Below are 18,183 nucleotides of genomic sequence, written 5' to 3' on the forward strand. Positions count from 1 at the left end.
CTTCACGCTATTGCTTTTTGCAGATTTCCAAAGGAATTCAGATGGCCAACACCATACATGTCGACGTTGTGAGTGCCGAGGAGTCCATCTTCTCGGGTGAGGCGCGTTTCGTTGCCCTGCCCGGCGAAGCGGGTGAACTGGGCGTTTACCCACGCCACACACCACTGATTACCCGCATTAAACCGGGTTCGGTGCGTATCGAAATGGCCGATGGCACCGAAGAGTTCGTGTTTGTCGCTGGCGGTATTCTCGAAGTTCAGCCCGACTGCGTGACCGTTCTGTCGGACACCGCAGTCCGCGGCAAGGATCTGGACGATGAGAAAGCCAATTCGGCCAAGGCTGCAGCTGAAGAGGCAGTCAAAAACGCCAAAGGTGAGCTCGATCTCGCCCGTGCGCAGTCTGAACTGGCCATCATGGCGGCTCAAATTGCGGCACTGCGCAAGTATCGCCAGAAAAGGTAAGCCTGCGTTGGCTAGATACCCCCAAAAAACCCGGCTCTGCCGGGTTTTTTTATGGATACTGGTTAGCGCTTACCCTCTGCGATGTAGGGCTCATCAGGCAACTCATTGGCACGTTCGCTATTGGCATGTACCGGAAAGTACGCGCTGAGCAGGGTCGTCACCTCTTCCACGGCAAGCGTCAAACCTTGCTCGAACTGTCCTGAGCGGAAAGCTGATGCCATGCAGTTGACCATCTGCTGCCACTCTGAATTGAGAATGTATGCGCGCAGCCCCCGATCGGCCACGATCTCGATCGAGCGATCTGCCAGCAACAAATAGATCAGTACCCCATTGTTGTGTTCTGTATCCCAGACGTGCAGTTTGCTGAACATCGCCAGCGCTCGTTCACGGCAAGGCGCATGGCTGCGCAGATAGCCCCATGGCAGACCGCCTTCGACGCAGATACGGATTTGCCCGCTGTGCCGTTCTTCGCTCGTAGCAACTTGTTTCGTCAAGCGTTGCAATGCGGCGTCTGTCAGGGAGTGCCGAACACGCTGGTCGTGCCAGCGGTGCCGAAAGAGGCGTGCAACTGCGCTCAAGAATGAGAAGGGATGAGTTGTCATTTTCACCAGTCGCCAGAGGCACCGCCCCCCCCAAAATCACCACCACCGCCCGAACTAAAGCCGCCTCCATCGGAAGAGCCACTACGCCAACCGCCGCTGCTGCTGCTGCTGCTGCTGCTGTTGCTGCTGTTGCTGCCGCCCCAATTTCCTACGCGCCCGTGCGTAGAGGCGGATCGGGCCGATGCCGACGCAAGCGTGAAGATCAACGCTGCAAGGCCAGCCAACGCCGAAAGCACTGCACTGGTCGTCGCAATGTATGCAATGGCTGCGGTCAGTCCGCCGGCTGCTATAGAGCCCAGTACGTTACCCAATAGCGCACGAGCCAGTGGGCCTCCTAAAGTGACTCCCAAAAACAAAAAAATGGCCAACCCACCCCAATGGAAGGCTCCACTAACGTCTTGGGAGGCTGGTGACATAGCGGACGGGGCAGGGAGTGCTTCGCCAGAGATCAGCGTTTCAATCTGCGCTACCGCCGCCTGCAAGCCTCCGGCAAAGTCATTTTCGCGAAAGCGTGGTTTCATTGTGGAGTCGATGATGCGCGCCGCAGCAATGTCGGGAATCGCTCCTTCCAGCGTCTTTGCGACCTCCAGACGCATCTTGTGATCATTCTTTGCGACCACAACCAGTACACCATCGCCGACCGTGCGGCGGCCCACTTTCCACACGTTGGCGATGCGGTTGGCATAGCTGGCGATGTCTTCGGGCGCAGTTGTTGCCACCATCAGCACAACGACTTGCGAGCCCGTGGATTGCTCCAGTGCGGTCAACTGCTGCTCCAGCGCCTGACGTTGGCTGGCGTCCAGAGTGCCGGTCTGGTCAAGCACATGGGCTGCCAATGCGGGCACGGGCAGTAATTCGCCTGCAGCCAACGCATAGAGCGAAAGTGCTGCGAAAAATATAGCTACTAGCGCTCGCCACATAAGCGTTGCAATCAAAAAAAAGCAAAAATTACGGCTTAGGAGCTGAAAAATCAATTGTGGGAGGTGTCGAGATTTGAGCCTCGTTCTGCACCGTGAAGCCAGGCTTCGCTGCATAGCTGAACACCATTGCGGTGAGGTTGCTAGGGAAGCTGCGGACCAGAACGTTGTACTCCTGCACCGACTGAATGTAGCGGTTGCGGGCTACAGCAATGCGGTTTTCTGTGCCTTCCAGCGTCACGCGCAAATCGCGGAAGCCTTGGTTGGCCTGGAGTGTGGGATAGCGCTCTGCCACTACCATCAGCCGCGAAAGTGCCCCCGACAGCTCTCCCTGTGCTTGTTGAAACTTCGCGAAGGCCTGGGGGTCATTCAGCGTGGCAGGGGTCACCTGAATCGAGGTGGCTTTGGCGCGGGCCTCGATCACCTTCGTCAGAGTGTCCTGTTCAAAACTCGCCTCACCCTTCACCGTGGCGACAATGTTGGGCACGAGGTCTGCGCGCCGCTGGTACTGGCTGAGGACTTCACTCCAGGCGGCCTTCGATTGCTCGTCAAGACGCTGGAAATCGTTGTAGCCACAGCCGGTGAGCAGCGATGCGGCCAAGATTGAGAGGATGAGAAATAAACGCTTCATAGTAATGATCCCGTTCGGAAAAGCAGACTGCCAGTGATTCTGCCGCATGCACGTCTTTGCTGATTTGTCGGTGCACAATGGAATCATGGATGACATCGTGAAGCAGGCTTTGGCCAAATGGCCTAATGTGCCCGACTGTTATGGCTGGCTGGGCCTGGATGCCCGTGGACAATGGTACTTGCGCGACGATGCCGCCCAAGCCATCGGGCCGTTTCCGCAAAGTCGTGGCTCATTGCTGCAGCACGAAAGGCTTATCGACTTCATCCAGCGCAACTATGAAGGCGACGATAGTGGGCGATGGTATTTCCAGAACGGCCCTCAGCGCGTTTATGTCGAACTGGAAAGCACGCCATGGATCTGGCGTGTTCAACCCGATGGAAGTTTGCAGTCACACACCGGGCAAGCTACCGAAGCGCAGGCCTGCCTAACAGACGAAGAGGGGCGGGTCTATTTTGCGACCGAGCTAGGCCTGGGGCTGGTTCATAGCCAGGACGTCTTGCAGGTGGCCGAGGGCATTGGCAACGGATTGTGGAACCCCATTGGGGTCCAGTGCAGAGAGTTGCCGACCCGATACGGCTATGTCTGCAGTCCTGCACTCATGCAACTGCACAGTTGAGTTGCCCTGCGGTTGGCTGTGATGCACTCGCGCCGTCCGCAGCGCGATTAATACGCTCTTGCGTCCGGGCGTTGGCAGTGCTCGGTCTCCGCCGCAGACCGAGCAGAAGACTCAATTGCTGGCAGGCGCTGCCGGAGCCGCAGGTTCCTCAAACTTCCCACCTGCCTGGTGCGTCAGGTAAGCCACAGCGCGTGCAATTTCGATGTCGGTAAAGTTGCCTCCACCTTGCGCGGACATGGCGTTTTTTCCCTTGATGGCCGAGTGCACCAAAGTATCAAAGCCTGTAGCAATACGGGGGCCCCATGCTGCTACATCACCAGCTTTGGGCGCACCAGCTGCACCTGTGGCGTGGCAGGCTGCGCACTGGGCGGTGTACACCTCTTCTCCTGTTTTGAGAGGGCGGTTGGCGTCACGGATCTCTACCGACCCTACCTTTTGGATGCGCTCGGAGATGGCGCGTTCAGGATTCGCTGCGCCCGAAGCAGGCTTGTTGCCCGATGTAATGAACATCACAAGCCCGATGATGACGAACACCGGGATCACAAACGCATAGAGAACCGCAGCCAACAACTGTTTAGGGTTCTTGATGGGGCCTGTGTGGGCTTCTTCTGGGTGGTTCGTGCTCATGGGATCTTGGCGGAAGTGACTTGATATAGATCAGAGATTATAGAGTCCAGAAAAAAGGTCGTGCGAACGCCGATCGATCCTGGTAGCCCTGGAGCATGCGATAATTGCAGGCTGGACAACTTTTTCCTGACCGGGTGCGCAAGCGTCCGGGCGGGGGACGGGTTGAAATGCGGCTGTAGCTCAGTGGATAGAGTATTGGCCTCCGAAGCCAAGGGTCGTGGGTTCGATCCCCGCCAGCCGCACCAGATGGAGTGATTGTGTCATTGCAGGATCGAAGTTTTCGATCGCAAAAATCTCCGCAAAGCAAGCGGCTTGTTTGACGGCGATTTTTTGGTATATAATTCGAGATTGTCCGGAGGAGTGCCCGAGTGGCTAAAGGGGGCAGACTGTAAATCTGTTGGCTTACGCCTACGCTGGTTCGAATCCAGCCTCCTCCACCAGATAAAAGCAAATCGTAAGGCAGGAACTGTCCAAGGGCTCTGGCTGGCAGAGTTAGTGCGGGAGTAGTTCAATGGTAGAACCCTAGCCTTCCAAGCTAATGACGCGGGTTCGATTCCCGTCTCCCGCTCCACGATTTGCTGGTTGGTTTTAGTAAGAAGTGGCTCGCGCAAGCGGGTTGCGAGATTGCCCATGTGGCTCAGTGGCAGAGCACTCCCTTGGTAAGGGAGAGGTCGCGGGTCCGATTCCCGCCATGGGCACCAAAAATTTCAGGTGCGTCTGCTTGAGATTGCGCCGAGATCCTGTTGTGTGGTTATAGATTTTTTTCGGAGTCGGGAAAATGGCAAAAGGAAAATTCGAGCGCACCAAGCCCCACGTCAACGTGGGCACCATCGGTCACGTTGACCACGGCAAGACCACGCTGACGGCAGCGATTGCGACCGTGCTGTCGGCCAAGTTCGGTGGCGAAGCCAAAGACTATTCGCAGATTGACAACGCGCCTGAAGAAAAGGCGCGCGGCATCACGATCAACACCTCGCACGTCGAGTACGAAACGGCTGGCCGCCACTACGCCCACGTCGACTGCCCTGGCCACGCTGACTATGTGAAGAACATGATCACCGGCGCTGCCCAGATGGACGGCGCTATTCTTGTGTGCTCGGCCGCTGACGGCCCCATGCCCCAGACCCGCGAGCACATCCTGCTGGCCCGCCAGGTGGGCGTGCCCTACATCATCGTGTTCCTGAACAAGTGCGACATGGTGGACGACGAAGAACTCCTTGAGCTCGTCGAAATGGAAGTGCGCGAGCTCCTCGACAAATACGATTTCCCTGGCGACGACACCCCGATCATTCGCGGTTCCGCCAAGCTCGCCCTGGAAGGCGACAAGGGCAAGCTCGGCGAAGAAGCCATCATGAAGCTGGCCGAAGCGCTGGACAACTACATCCCCACGCCTGAGCGCGCTGTGGATGGCGCCTTCCTGATGCCCGTGGAAGACGTGTTCTCCATCTCTGGCCGCGGCACCGTCGTGACCGGCCGTATCGAGCGCGGCATCATCAAGGTCGGCGAAGAAATCGAAATCGTCGGCATCAAAGACACCGTCAAGACCACCTGCACCGGCGTGGAAATGTTCAGGAAGCTCCTGGATCAAGGCCAGGCGGGCGACAACGTCGGCCTGCTGCTGCGCGGTACCAAGCGTGAAGACGTCGAGCGCGGCCAAGTGCTGTGCAAGCCCGGCTCGATCAAGCCCCACACGCACTTCACCGCAGAGGTGTACGTGCTGTCCAAGGACGAAGGCGGCCGTCACACGCCTTTCTTCAACAACTACCGTCCCCAGTTCTACTTCCGCACGACGGACGTGACCGGTGCGATCGAGTTGCCTGAAGGCAAGGAAATGGTCATGCCTGGCGATAACGTGTCGATCACCGTCAAGCTGATCAACCCTATCGCCATGGAAGAAGGTCTGCGCTTCGCTATCCGCGAAGGCGGCCGTACCGTGGGCGCGGGTGTCGTGGCCAAGATCATTGCTTGAAGCAATTTAGGGGTATAGCTCAATTGGCAGAGCGTCGGTCTCCAAAACCGAAGGTTGTAGGTTCGATTCCTACTGCCCCTGCCACTTGCAAGTGGTAAAAAAGCCCGCCAGACCCTGGCGGGCTTCGGCGTCTTAGTGGCGTCAAAAAAAATGAAGCAGGAAACAGCTCAAAATGGCGACTACACAGGTTGAAACAGTCAGTACTGGCGCAGACAAGGCCAAGCTAGCCGCGGTGGTCGCGCTGGTTATTGGTTCCGTAGTCGGGTTTTATTTGCTTGCCAAGCAAGGTCCTTACGTGCAGTGGGGTGTTTTGCTGCTTGGCTTGGCTGTTGCTGCCAGCGTGTTTGTGATGTCGGATCCGGGCCAGCGTCTGCTGGCATTTGGGCGTGATGCATGGCGTGAAGTCAAGAAGGTCGTTTGGCCTACGCGCAAGGAAACCACGCAGATGACACTGTATGTTTTTGCCTTCGTAGTTGTCATGGCTTTGTTTCTTTGGCTTACCGACAAAACCCTTGAGTGGGTGTTCTATGACCTGATCTTGGGTTGGAGGAAGTAAATGATGGCTGATGTCGATACGGGTGGTGCAACCATCCTCGCAGGCACGGCTTCTGCCAATCCTGAATTGCGCTGGTATATCGTCCACGCCTACTCAGGTATGGAGAAGGCCGTAGAGCGCAATATTGTCGAGCGCATCACCCGTTCGGGTATGCAAGACAAGTTTGGTCGAATCCTGGTGCCCACCGAAGAGGTGGTCGAGATGAAAAATGGCCAGCGCAAGACGACCGAGCGACGTCTTTTTCCTGGCTATGTTTTTGTCGAAATGATCATGGACGATGACACCTGGCACCTGGTGAAGCACACCAACAAGGTGACAGGCTTTGTGGGTGGTGCCAAGAATAGGCCTGCTCCCATCTCGGAAGAAGAGGTGCAGAAGATTGTCAGCCAAATGCAGGAAGGCACCGACAAGCCTCGGCACAAGGTCGAATTCATGGTGGGTGAGATGGTGCGCGTCAAAGAAGGTCCGTTTACAGATTTCAATGGTTCGGTGGAAGACGTCAACTACGAGAAGAGTCGTGTGCGGGTGTCCGTCATGATTTTTGGGCGCTCCACCCCGGTAGAGCTTGAGTTCAGTCAGATCGAAAAAACCTGAGCGAACGAAATATGTCGCACTTTTCGACTCGGTGCGAAGGAAGTTAGTGAGTCGTTAACCCTCGGGGAGCCCTGTCTTGCAAATGCAGCCTAGGCGTTACTACCCGTAAGGAGAAAACTATGGCGAAAAAAATCGTCGGTTTTATCAAGCTGCAAGTTCCAGCTGGTAAGGCCAACCCCTCACCACCGATTGGCCCAGCGTTGGGTCAGCGCGGTCTTAATATCATGGAGTTCTGCAAGGCATTCAATGCGCAGACCCAAGGTGTCGAGCCCGGTCTGCCGCTGCCGGTGGTCATTACGGCTTTTGCCGACAAAAGCTTCACCTTCATCATCAAGACGCCACCCGCAACGGTGCTGATCAAGAAGGCCATCAAGCTCGACAAGGGCTCGGCCAACGCCTTGAAGGCCAAGGTGGGCAAGATCACGCGCGCTCAGCTTGAAGAGATCGCAAAGACCAAGATGAAAGACATGAACGCTGCCGATCTCGACGCAGCAGTTCGTACCATTGCCGGCTCTGCCCGTTCGATGGGTGTATCGGTGGAGGGCGTGTAAATGGCCAAGTTGACCAAGAAACAAAAAGCCTTGCAAGGCAAGGTGGAGTCCACCAAGCTGTATCCGCTCGCCGAAGCTTTGGCTCTGGTGAAGGAAGCCGCAACCGCTAAATTCGACGAATCGATCGATGTCGCAGTGCAGCTCGGCGTGGATGCCAAGAAGTCGGATCAGGTTGTGCGTGGCGCTGTCGTGTTGCCGCACGGCACTGGCAAAACCATGCGTGTTGCTGTTTTTGCGCAAGGCGCCAAGGCGGAAGAAGCCAAGGCTGCTGGTGCAGACATCGTTGGAATGGATGATCTGGCCGCTATGGTCAAGGCCGGAGACATGCCTTTCGATATCGTGATTGCCGCACCCGATGCCATGCGCGTCGTGGGGACCTTGGGTCAGATCCTTGGCCCGCGCGGATTGATGCCTAACCCCAAGGTTGGCACCGTGACGCCTGACGTGGCTACGGCCGTGAAGAATGCCAAGGCAGGTCAGGTGCAGTACCGCGTCGACAAGGCCGGCATCGTGCACAGCACCATTGGCCGCCGTTCGTTTGACAACGATAAGTTGCAAGGCAACCTTGCCGCGCTGATCGAAGCCCTGAACAAATCCAAGCCTGCAACGAGCAAGGGCCTGTATTTGCGTAAGGTGGCAGTTTCGTCCACGATGGGCCTGGGTGTGCGCGTAGACGCACAGACCATCTCGGCATAACTGCAAAGAATCTTCAGGCCGCTTCTGATGGGTGGCTTGATGTGGTGGGCTGCTGCCGTTCAGGCGGCCGCAGGCCATCCAAGACCGTTGGTGTGTGAGTAGATTGCGCTTAAATCTTTTCGAGCCAACGCAGATGGCGATCCCGCTGAAATGGAATCCGTTCCGAAACAGTTGGTCGCTGCAACAAAGAGCGCGCTAGAGGGGCTATGCCTCGAAGGTGCATTTTAAGGAGTAGACCTTGAGTCTTAATCGCAGTGAGAAAGAAGCGGTCATCAGTGAAGTGACCAGCCTCGCCGCTAAAGCTCAAACGCTTGTGATCGCGGAGTACCGTGGCATCACGGTCGCCGACATGACCAAACTGCGTGTTGATGCTCGCAGCAAGGGCGTGACCCTGAGTGTTCTGAAGAACACCCTGGCTCGCCGTGCTGTCGCTGGCAGCGCATTTGACGTGGTGGCAGACCAGATGACCGGTCCGCTGATCTACGGCTTCTCCGAAGACGCTGTGGCCGCCGCGAAGGTGGTGGCCGATTTCGCGAAAACCAACGATAAATTGGTGATTCGCGGTGGCGCTTTCGGTGGTAAAGCCCTGGACGTCAACGGCGTTAAGCAACTGGCTAACATTCCTTCCAAGGAAGTTCTGTTGGCTCAGATTTGTGGCTTGCTTATGTCCCCCATGTCGCGTACAGCCGTTGTGCTGGGCGCGCTGGCGGCCAAAAAAGGCGAAGGCGCTGCCGAAACGGCCGCCGAACCTGTCGCGGCTTGATTGCCCGTCAGATAACCAACAAAATTGTTAGGAAATAAAAATGGCATTCGATAAAGACGCATTTTTGACCGCTCTGGACAGCATGACGGTTCTGGAACTCAATGACCTGGTGAAGGCCATTGAAGAGAAATTTGGCGTGAGCGCTGCAGCCATGGCTGCTCCTGCTGCTGGCGGCGGCGGCGCTGCTGCTGCTGCTGAAGAGCAGACGGAATTCAACGTGGTGCTGCTCGACGCTGGCGCCGCCAAGGTTTCGGTCATCAAGGCTGTGCGCGAAATCACCGGCCTGGGCCTCAAGGAAGCCAAGGATCTGGTGGACGGCGCTCCCAAGAATGTCAAGGAAGGCATTGCCAAGGCTGACGCCGAAGCAGCTGTCAAGAAGCTGGTGGAAGCCGGCGCCAAGGCCGAACTCAAGTAATTCGGACTGGCTCAAGGGCTGGAGGTTCTTCGAAGGGCCTCCAGCCTTTGCCGCTTCCAGAGTACACCTGAAAACCGGTTTGGCCGGGTTCCCGGAGGCTGTCGGCCGATGGGCAAACCAAGCTGTTTTTCAAGTGTCTTCTGACGAATCCGACAGCAGAAGATGCCTTGGTTCGGGTGATGTGCAACGCATCGCCGTCCGCCATGGTTGGTAGTGGCCAACCGCCAAGCCCGCAGGGTGCCACCCGCGGGTCAGTCGTCGCAGACCCAGGACTCACGTCTTTGCCCGGAGATCTCATGGCTTATTCTTATACCGAACGCAAGCGAATCCGCAAAAGTTTCGGCAGCCGCGATAGCGTGCTGGAGGTTCCTTACCTGCTGCAAATGCAGAAGGACGCATACACTGCATTTCTCCAAGCGGGATCAGCGCCCAAAAAACGCACCAATGAGGGCCTGCAAGCCGCCTTCAATGCAGCTTTCCCTATCGTCTCGCACAATGGTTTTGTCGAGATGAAATTTCTCGAATACAACCTGGCCAAGCCGGCGTTCGATGTCCGTGAGTGCCAGACCCGCGGGTTGACCTTTGCGTCGGCCGTGCGCGCCAAGGTGCAGCTCATCATTTACGACCGCGAATCTTCGACATCGCAGTCCAAGGTTGTCAAGGAAGTGAAAGAGCAGGAAGTCTACATGGGCGAAGTGCCGCTCATGACCGACAAGGGCTCATTCATCATCAACGGTACCGAGCGCGTCATCGTGTCGCAGCTGCACCGTTCACCGGGCGTGTTCTTCGAGCACGACAAGGGCAAGACCCACAGTTCGGGCAAGCTGCTGTTTTCTGCTCGCATCATTCCCTACCGTGGATCCTGGCTGGACTTCGAGTTTGACCCCAAGGATATTCTGTATTTCCGGGTGGACCGTCGCCGCAAAATGCCGGTCACCATTCTGCTCAAGGCCATTGGCCTGAACCCGGAATCCATCCTGGCGAATTTCTTTGTCAACGACAACTTCCGTTTGATGGACAGCGGGGCGCAGCTTGAGTTTGTGCCCGAGCGTCTGCGCGGTGAAGTCGCACGTTTCGACATCACCGACAAGTCGGGCAAGGTGGTGGTGGCCAAGGATAAGCGTGTCACGGCGCGCCACACCCGTGAACTCGAGCAATCGGGTACTACGCACATCAGCGTGCCGGAAGACTTTCTGGTAGGCCGTGTGGTGGCACGCAACATTGTCGATGGAGACACCGGTGAAATCATTGCCAAGGCCAACGAAGAGTTGACCGAGGCGCTGCTGAAGAAATTGCGTTCGTCGGGCGTGCTGGATTTGCAGTGCATCTATACGAATGAACTCGATCAAGGTGCCTATATTTCGCAAACCCTGCGGATCGACGAGACCGTGGACGAGTTCGCCGCGCGCGTGGCCATCTACCGCATGATGCGTCCTGGCGAGCCCCCTACCGAAGATGCCGTGCAGGCTTTGTTCCAGCGCCTGTTCTACAACCCTGACACCTACGATCTCTCGCGCGTAGGCCGGATGAAATTCAACGCCAAGATCGGCCGCGACGAGGCGACGGGCCCCATGGTCCTGAGCAACGAAGACATCCTGGCGGTGGTCAAGATTCTGGTGGATTTGCGTAACGGCAATGGCGAGGTAGACGATATCGACCACTTGGGCAATCGCCGCGTGCGTTGCGTCGGTGAGTTGGCTGAAAACCAGTACCGCACTGGTCTGGCGCGGATCGAAAAAGCTGTCAAGGAACGTCTGGGTCAGGCTGAGCAAGATCCGCTCATGCCGCACGATCTGATCAACTCCAAGCCGATCTCTGCCGCGCTGAAGGAGTTTTTTGGTGCTTCTCAGCTGTCGCAGTTCATGGACCAGACCAATCCCCTGGCTGAAATCACGCACAAGCGCCGTGTTTCCGCCCTGGGCCCGGGTGGTCTGACGCGCGAGCGTGCCGGATTTGAAGTGCGTGACGTGCACGTGACCCATTACGGTCGTGTCTGCCCTATCGAAACGCCCGAAGGTCCAAACATTGGTCTGATCAACTCGTTGGCGCTGTATGCGCGTCTGAACGAATACGGCTTCATCGAAACGCCTTACCGCCGCGTGGCGGGTGGCAAGGTGACCAACGAAATCGATTACTTGTCGGCGATTGAAGAAGGCAAGTACATCATCGCCCAGGCCAATGCGACGCTGGATGCCGAAGGCAACCTGACCGGTGATTTGGTTTCGGCGCGCGAACAGGGCGAGTCGGTGCTGGTGGGTGCAGAGCGCATCCAGTACATGGACGTTTCACCTGCACAGATCGTTTCTGTCGCAGCCTCGCTGGTACCATTCCTGGAGCACGACGACGCCAACCGCGCGCTGATGGGTGCCAACATGTCACGCCAGGCAGTGCCTGTGCTGCGCCCAGAGAAGCCGCTGGTGGGCACCGGCATTGAGCGCGTTGCAGCGGTCGACTCCGGCACGGTTGTGACAGCGACCCGTGGTGGTGTGGTCGATTACGTTGATGCGACCCGCATCGTGATCCGCGTGAACGATGCCGAAGCGGTGGCTGGTGAAGTGGGTGTGGATATCTACAACCTCATCAAGTACCAGCGCTCTAACCAGAACACCAACATCCACCAGCGTCCGATCGTCCAAAAGGGCGACCAACTGGTAAAGGGTGATGTGATTGCTGACGGCGCATCGACGGACTTTGGCGAAATCGCCATTGGTCAGAACATGCTGATCGCCTTCATGCCCTGGAACGGCTACAACTTCGAAGACTCGATCCTGATCAGCGAGCGCGTAGTGTCAGAAGACCGCTACACCTCGATCCATATCGAAGAACTCGTCGTGATGGCACGTGACACCAAACTGGGTGCCGAAGAAATCACGCGCGATATTCCGAATCTGTCCGAGCAGCAGCTCAACCGCCTGGACGAGTCCGGCATTATTTACGTCGGCGCTGAAGTCATGCCTGGCGACACGCTGGTCGGCAAAGTCACGCCCAAGGGCGAGACCACGCTCACGCCCGAAGAAAAACTGCTGCGCGCCATTTTTGGCGAAAAAGCATCGGACGTTAAAGACACCTCGTTGCGCGTCAGCCAAGGCTCGCAAGGTGTGGTGATCGATGTGCAGGTCTTCACCCGCGAAGGCATCCAGCGCGACAAGCGCGCCCAGCAAATCATTGACGATGAACTCAAGCGCTTCCGCCTGGACCTGAACGACCAGTTGCGCATTGTGGAAGCTGACGCCTTCGACCGTATCGAAAAGCTGTTGACAGGCCGCGTCGCCAATGGCGGTCCGCAAAAGCTTGCGAAGGGCACGAAGATTGACAAGGCGTATCTGGCCGCCGTGGAAAAGTTCCACTGGTTCGATATCCGTCCGGCCGAGGATGAAGTTGCCACGCAGCTTGAGAGCATCAAGAATTCGCTGGAGCAAACGCGCCACAGCTTTGACTTGGCTTTCGAAGAAAAGCGCAAGAAGCTCACGCAGGGCGATGAACTGCCTGCCGGCGTGCTCAAGATGGTCAAGGTCTACCTGGCCGTCAAGCGCCGCCTGCAGCCTGGTGACAAGATGGCCGGCCGCCACGGTAACAAGGGTGTGGTGTCCAAGATCGTTCCGGTCGAAGACATGCCCTACATGGCCGATGGCACCACTGCCGACATCGTGCTTAACCCGCTGGGCGTGCCTTCGCGGATGAACATCGGCCAGGTGCTGGAAGTCCACCTGGGATGGGCCGGCAAGGGCATCGGTCAACGCATTGGCGACATGCTGCAGCAAGAGGCCAAGACGGCAGAGCTGCGCAAGTTCCTGGAGGAGGTCTACAACTCCCGCGGACGCAAGGAAGACTTGTCGCAACTCAGCGATGACGAACTGCGCGCGATGGCAGAGAACCTCACCAATGGCGTTCCGTATGCCACGCCGGTGTTTGATGGTGCTTCCGAGAACGAAATTCTCGACATGCTCAAACTGGCGTATCCGGACGATCTGGCCCAACGCAAGGGCCTCACAGCCACGCGCACGCAGGCCCAGCTGTATGACGGACGCACGGGCGATGCCTTCGAGCGCACCACCACGATCGGCTACATGCACTATCTGAAGCTCCACCACCTGGTAGACGACAAGATGCACGCCCGCTCCACGGGTCCTTACTCGCTCGTTACGCAACAGCCGCTGGGTGGCAAGGCGCAGTTCGGTGGTCAGCGTTTTGGTGAGATGGAAGTGTGGGCGCTGGAAGCCTACGGCGCGGCCTATGTGCTGCAGGAAATGCTCACGGTCAAGTCCGATGACGTGGTGGGACGTACCAAGGTGTACGAAAGCATCGTCAAGGGCGAGCACACGATCGAAGCCGGCATGCCAGAGTCTTTCAACGTGCTGGTCAAGGAAATTCGTTCCTTGGGCCTGGACATCGAGCTCGAGCGCTCCTAATTCAAAAGGGAAAGAGTCCAATGAAATCGCTACTCGACCTGTTCAAGCAATTTACGCCGGATGAGCACTTTGACGCCATCCGTATCGGCATGGCTTCGCCCGAAAAGATCCGTTCGTGGTCTTTCGGCGAAGTGAAGAAGCCCGAGACCATCAACTACCGCACCTTCAAGCCCGAGCGTGATGGCCTGTTTTGCGCCAAGATTTTTGGTCCTATCAAGGACTACGAATGCCTGTGCGGCAAGTACAAGCGCCTCAAGCACCGTGGTGTCATCTGCGAAAAATGCGGCGTTGAAGTTACACAGACCAAGGTGCGCCGCGAGCGCATGGGCCACATCGACCTGGCCGCGCCCTGCGCGCACATTTGGTTCCTGAAGTCCTTGCCATCGCGCCTGGGCCTGGTGCTGGACATGACGCTGCGTGACATCGAGCGCGTACTGTACTTTGAAGCCTATGTGGTGACTGACCCCGGCATGACGCCGCTGAAGAAGTTCAGCATCATGTCTGAGGACGACTACGACGCCAAGCGCAAGGAATACGGCGACGAGTTCATCGCCAAGATGGGCGCTGAAGGTATACGTGATCTGCTCGACTCGATTGAGATCGACTCTGAGATCGAGAAATTGCGCGGCGACCTGACGGGTTCTGAAGTCAAAGTCAAAAAGAACTCCAAGCGCCTGAAGGTGCTCGAAGCGTTCAAGAAGTCGGGCATCAAGCCCGAGTGGATGGTGCTCGAAGTCCTGCCCGTGCTGCCGCCGGACCTGCGTCCGCTGGTGCCACTGGACGGTGGCCGTTTTGCGACCTCCGATCTGAACGACCTGTACCGCCGCGTCATCAACCGCAACAGCCGCCTGCGCCGCCTGCTGGAGCTCAAGGCCCCGGAAATCATTGCGCGCAACGAAAAGCGCATGCTGCAAGAAGCCGTGGACAGCCTGCTGGACAACGGCCGCCGTGGCAAGGCCATGACGGGTGCCAACAAGCGCGCGCTCAAGTCGCTCGCCGACATGATCAAGGGCAAGAGCGGTCGTTTCCGCCAGAACTTGCTGGGCAAGCGCGTCGACTACTCGGGCCGTTCGGTCATCGTGGTGGGCCCGACGTTGAAGCTCCACCAGTGCGGATTGCCCAAGCTGATGGCGCTCGAACTGTTCAAGCCTTTCATCTTCTCGCGCCTCGAAGCCATGGGCATCGCGACGACGATCAAGGCCGCCAAGAAGGAAGTTGAATCCGGCACGCCGGTGGTGTGGGACATCCTGGAAGAGGTCATCAAGGAGCACCCCGTGATGCTCAACCGTGCGCCTACGCTGCACCGTTTGGGTATCCAGGCCTTCGAGCCCATCCTGATCGAAGGCAAGGCCATCCAGCTGCACCCCCTCGTCTGTGCGGCGTTCAACGCCGACTTCGACGGTGACCAGATGGCTGTGCACATTCCGCTGTCGGTAGAAGCACAAATGGAAGCGCGCACGCTGATGCTGGCCTCCAACAACGTGTTGTTCCCGGCCTCGGGCGAGCCCTCCATCGTGCCGTCGCAAGACGTGGTGCTGGGTCTGTACTACGCCACGCGCGACCGTATCAACGCCAAGGGCGAGGGTCTGATCTTTGCTGACACCGGCGAAGTGCAACGCGCGCTCGACGCTGGCGAAGTGGACCTTACGGCCAAGATCAACGTGCGCATGACCGAGTGGACGAAGAACAAGGCTACAGGCGAGTTCGAACCTTCGGTCAGCATCGTTGAGACGACGGCTGGTCGTGCCTTGCTGTCTGAAATTCTTCCCAAAGGCCTGCCGTTCTCGAACATGAACAAGGCTTTGAAGAAGAAGGAAATCTCCAAACTCATCAACGTGTCCTTCCGCAAATGTGGACTCAAGGAGACGGTGGTGTTTGCCGACAAGCTGCTGCAGAACGGCTTCCGTCTGGCCACCAAGGCCGGTATCTCGATTGCCATCGAAGACATGCTGGTGCCGCCGCAAAAGACCAGCATCATCGAAAGCGCCGAGCGTGAAGTGAAGGAAATCGAGCAGCAATACGTCTCTGGTCTGGTGACCTCGGGCGAGCGCTACAACAAGGTGGTGGACATCTGGGGCAAGGCCGGTGACGAAGTCTCCAAGGTCATGATGCAACAGCTGGCCAAGCAAAAAACCACCGATCGCCACGGCAATCAGGTCGATCAAGAGTCGTTCAATTCCATCTACATGATGGCCGACTCGGGTGCCCGCGGCTCTGCAGCCCAGATCCGTCAGTTGGCCGGTATGCGGGGCCTGATGGCCAAGCCCGACGGCTCCATCATCGAGACCCCCATCACGGCAAACTTCCGTGAGGGTCTGAACGTGCTGCAGTACTTCATCTCCACGCACGGCGCCCGTAAGGGTCTGGCCGATACGGCGCTCAAGACCGCCAACTCGGGTTACTTGACACGCCGCTTGGTCGACGTGACGCAAGACCTGGTGGTGACGGAGGAAGACTGCGGTACATCCAATGGCGCACTGATGCGCGCCATCGTCGAAGGCGGCGAAGTGATCGAGTCTTTGCGCGATCGCATTCTGGGCCGCACGGTGGCGGAAGAGGTGCTGCACCCCGAAACCCGCGCCGTACTGGCCCCGGCGGGCATGATGCTGGAAGAGGACCTGATCGACGAGCTGGAATTGGCTGGCGTGGACGAAGTGAAGGTGCGTACAGCACTGACCTGCGAAACCCGCTTTGGTCTGTGCGCCAAGTGCTACGGCCGCGACCTGGGCCGCGGTGGCCTGATCAACCTTGGCGAAGCCGTGGGTGTGATCGCCGCCCAGTCCATCGGCGAGCCCGGCACGCAGCTGACCATGCGCACCTTCCACATTGGTGGTGCAGCGTCGCGTGCGGCGATTGCCTCCAGCGTGGAAGCCAAGTCCAACGGTGTCATCAGCTTCAACGCCACGATGCGCTATGTGACCAACAGCAAGGGCGATCTGGTGGTGATTTCCCGCTCCGGCGAAATCGTCATCCAGGACGAGCATGGCCGCGAGCGTGAGCGGCACAAGGTACCTTACGGTGCCGCGCTGACGGTCAAGGCTGACCAGCAGATCAAGGCTGGCACTATTCTGGCCAACTGGGATCCGCTGACGCGCCCGATCATTACCGAGTTTGCCGGTCAGGCGAAATTCGAGAACGTCGAAGAAGGCCTGACGGTCGCCAAGCAGGTGGACGATGTGACCGGCCTGTCCACGCTGGTCGTGATCGACCCCAAGCGCCGTGGTTCGGCCAAGGTGGTCAAGCCCCAGGTCAAGCTGATCGATGCCAATGGCAACGAGGTGAAGATCCCTGGTACCGACCACTCGGTGACCATCGGCTTCCAGATTGGCTCGCTGATCCAGGTGCGCGATGGTCAGGATGTGGGCCCCGGCGAAGTGCTGGCCCGTATCCCGATCGAAGGCCAGAAAACGCGCGATATCACCGGCGGTCTGCCGCGTGTGGCCGAGCTGTTTGAAGCCCGCACGCCCAAGGACAAGGGCACGCTGGCGGAAGCCACTGGTACCGTGTCGTTCGGCAAGGAAACCAAGGGCAAGATCCGCCTGCAGATCACCGACCCCGAGGGCAAGGTGTCTGAAGAGCTGGTCCCCAAGGAGAAGAACATCCTGGTGCACGAAGGCCAGGTGGTCAACCGTGGCGAATCGATTGTGGACGGCCCCGCCGACCCGCAAGACATCCTGCGTCTGCTGGGCATTGAAGAACTATCGCGCTACATCGTCGATGAAGTGCAGGACGTCTACCGCCTGCAGGGCGTGAAGATCAACGACAAGCACATCGAAGTGATCGTTCGCCAGATGCTGCGCCGCGTCGTGGTGGAAAACGCGGGTGACTCAAGCTACATCGCGGGCGAGCAGGTCGAGCGTTCCGAAATCCTCAACACCAACGAGGCGCTGCAGGCCGAGGGCAAGCTGCCCGCGACCTACACCAACTTGCTGCTGGGTATCACGAAGGCATCGCTGTCGACCGATTCGTTCATCTCGGCCGCTTCCTTCCAGGAAACGACCCGCGTGCTCACCGAGGCTGCCATCATGGGCAAGCGCGACGAGCTGCGTGGCCTGAAGGAGAACGTCATCGTGGGTCGCCTGATTCCTGCAGGCACCGGTATGGCTTACCACCAGGCTCGCAAAGCCAAGGACGCCATGGACGACGCCGAGCGCCGCGCCATCGCCGAGGCTGAAGCCGCCGAAATGGAAGGCATGACGGAATCCGTCGAGCCAGACGGTGAACCTGATGCCGCTGGTGCGGCCGCTGCTGCAGCGGATTAAGCGCCCACCAGGCGATTGAATGCTCCCGGACTGTCCAGGCCAAGGCAGTCCGGGAGTTTTTCTTTGTGGCGTCCCTTTTCTTGCCAACGTAGGCAGCAGGACGCCGCTCATCGG

At 58.1% G+C, this 18,183-nt stretch carries 15 protein-coding genes and 5 tRNA genes; 16 read left to right on the plus strand and 4 right to left on the minus strand.

Annotated elements, in window-relative coordinates:
- Positions 1-41 precede the first annotated feature (41 nt).
- Positions 42-461 carry a F0F1 ATP synthase subunit epsilon gene (locus ACYVOC_RS03985; protein WP_116005796.1) on the plus strand — a complete coding sequence of 140 codons (420 nt, stop codon included), beginning with the start codon at positions 42-44 and terminating at the stop codon, positions 459-461.
- Between the two features lie 62 nt (positions 462-523).
- On the opposite strand, the gene ACYVOC_RS03990 is transcribed toward ACYVOC_RS03985, so the two are convergent.
- The 3 genes from ACYVOC_RS03990 to ACYVOC_RS04000 are packed head-to-tail and all read right to left on the minus strand — an operon-like array spanning position 524 to position 2,611.
- Positions 524-1,063: a TPM domain-containing protein gene (locus ACYVOC_RS03990; RefSeq protein ID WP_461160952.1), complete on the minus strand. Its 540-nt coding sequence runs from the start codon at positions 1,061-1,063 to the stop codon at positions 524-526.
- 2 nt (positions 1,064-1,065) lie between these two features.
- Positions 1,066-1,998, minus strand: coding sequence for a TPM domain-containing protein (locus tag ACYVOC_RS03995; protein ID WP_461161172.1), 933 nt, complete (start codon positions 1,996-1,998; stop codon positions 1,066-1,068).
- 13 nt (positions 1,999-2,011) lie between these two features.
- Positions 2,012-2,611 carry a LemA family protein gene (locus tag ACYVOC_RS04000; RefSeq protein ID WP_116005799.1) on the minus strand — a complete coding sequence of 200 codons (600 nt, stop codon included), beginning with the start codon at positions 2,609-2,611 and terminating at the stop codon, positions 2,012-2,014.
- A gap of 85 nt (positions 2,612-2,696) precedes the next feature.
- Here ACYVOC_RS04000 and ACYVOC_RS04005 point away from each other — a divergent pair, with 85 nt between their 5' ends.
- Positions 2,697-3,227 (plus strand): DUF2946 family protein, encoded by a 531-nt coding sequence (locus ACYVOC_RS04005; RefSeq protein WP_116006243.1) that lies wholly within the window; start codon positions 2,697-2,699, stop codon positions 3,225-3,227.
- Positions 3,228-3,338: 111 nt separating this feature from the next.
- Here the strand turns inward: ACYVOC_RS04005 and ACYVOC_RS04010 are convergent, their stop codons facing one another.
- A complete protein-coding gene (locus tag ACYVOC_RS04010; RefSeq protein WP_461160953.1) occupies positions 3,339-3,854 on the minus strand; it encodes a c-type cytochrome in 516 nt (171 codons plus the stop codon).
- A gap of 169 nt (positions 3,855-4,023) precedes the next feature.
- On the opposite strand from ACYVOC_RS04010, the gene ACYVOC_RS04015 reads away from it, so the two are divergent.
- From ACYVOC_RS04015 to rpoC, 14 genes are all read left to right on the plus strand, one after another.
- Positions 4,024-4,099, plus strand: a tRNA-Arg gene (locus tag ACYVOC_RS04015).
- 109 nt (positions 4,100-4,208) lie between these two features.
- A tRNA-Tyr gene (locus ACYVOC_RS04020) sits at positions 4,209-4,294 on the plus strand.
- Between the two features lie 57 nt (positions 4,295-4,351).
- A tRNA-Gly gene (locus ACYVOC_RS04025) sits at positions 4,352-4,425 on the plus strand.
- Positions 4,426-4,480: 55 nt separating this feature from the next.
- Positions 4,481-4,555: transfer RNA gene (locus ACYVOC_RS04030), tRNA-Thr, on the plus strand.
- 77 nt (positions 4,556-4,632) lie between these two features.
- Positions 4,633-5,823, plus strand: a complete 1,191-nt coding sequence (gene tuf, locus ACYVOC_RS04035) for an elongation factor Tu (RefSeq protein WP_116005767.1) — start codon at positions 4,633-4,635, stop codon at positions 5,821-5,823.
- 8 nt (positions 5,824-5,831) lie between these two features.
- A tRNA-Trp gene (locus ACYVOC_RS04040) sits at positions 5,832-5,907 on the plus strand.
- Positions 5,908-5,995: 88 nt separating this feature from the next.
- On the plus strand, positions 5,996-6,379 hold the full coding sequence (gene secE / locus ACYVOC_RS04045) for a preprotein translocase subunit SecE (protein WP_116005801.1): 384 nt from the start codon (positions 5,996-5,998) through the stop codon (positions 6,377-6,379).
- Positions 6,380-6,973 carry a transcription termination/antitermination protein NusG gene (gene nusG, locus ACYVOC_RS04050; protein WP_370453681.1) on the plus strand — a complete coding sequence of 198 codons (594 nt, stop codon included), beginning with the start codon at positions 6,380-6,382 and terminating at the stop codon, positions 6,971-6,973.
- A 119-nt stretch (positions 6,974-7,092) separates the two neighbouring features.
- On the plus strand, positions 7,093-7,524 hold the full coding sequence (rplK, locus tag ACYVOC_RS04055; protein WP_116005802.1) for a 50S ribosomal protein L11: 432 nt from the start codon (positions 7,093-7,095) through the stop codon (positions 7,522-7,524).
- On the plus strand, positions 7,525-8,220 hold the full coding sequence (gene rplA, locus ACYVOC_RS04060; protein ID WP_116005803.1) for a 50S ribosomal protein L1: 696 nt from the start codon (positions 7,525-7,527) through the stop codon (positions 8,218-8,220).
- 238 nt (positions 8,221-8,458) lie between these two features.
- On the plus strand, positions 8,459-8,983 hold the full coding sequence (rplJ, locus tag ACYVOC_RS04065; RefSeq protein WP_056165010.1) for a 50S ribosomal protein L10: 525 nt from the start codon (positions 8,459-8,461) through the stop codon (positions 8,981-8,983).
- A 40-nt stretch (positions 8,984-9,023) separates the two neighbouring features.
- Positions 9,024-9,398: a 50S ribosomal protein L7/L12 gene (gene rplL / locus ACYVOC_RS04070; RefSeq protein WP_116005805.1), complete on the plus strand. Its 375-nt coding sequence runs from the start codon at positions 9,024-9,026 to the stop codon at positions 9,396-9,398.
- 296 nt (positions 9,399-9,694) lie between these two features.
- Entirely contained in the window at positions 9,695-13,807 is a 4,113-nt protein-coding gene (gene rpoB, locus ACYVOC_RS04075) for a DNA-directed RNA polymerase subunit beta (RefSeq protein WP_116005806.1), read from the plus strand.
- Between the two features lie 20 nt (positions 13,808-13,827).
- Complete coding sequence (rpoC, locus tag ACYVOC_RS04080; RefSeq protein ID WP_116005807.1) at positions 13,828-18,069, plus strand: DNA-directed RNA polymerase subunit beta'; 4,242 nt, start codon at positions 13,828-13,830, stop codon at positions 18,067-18,069.
- Positions 18,070-18,183 lie beyond the last annotated feature (114 nt).

Source organism: Simplicispira piscis, from assembly GCF_054783455.1.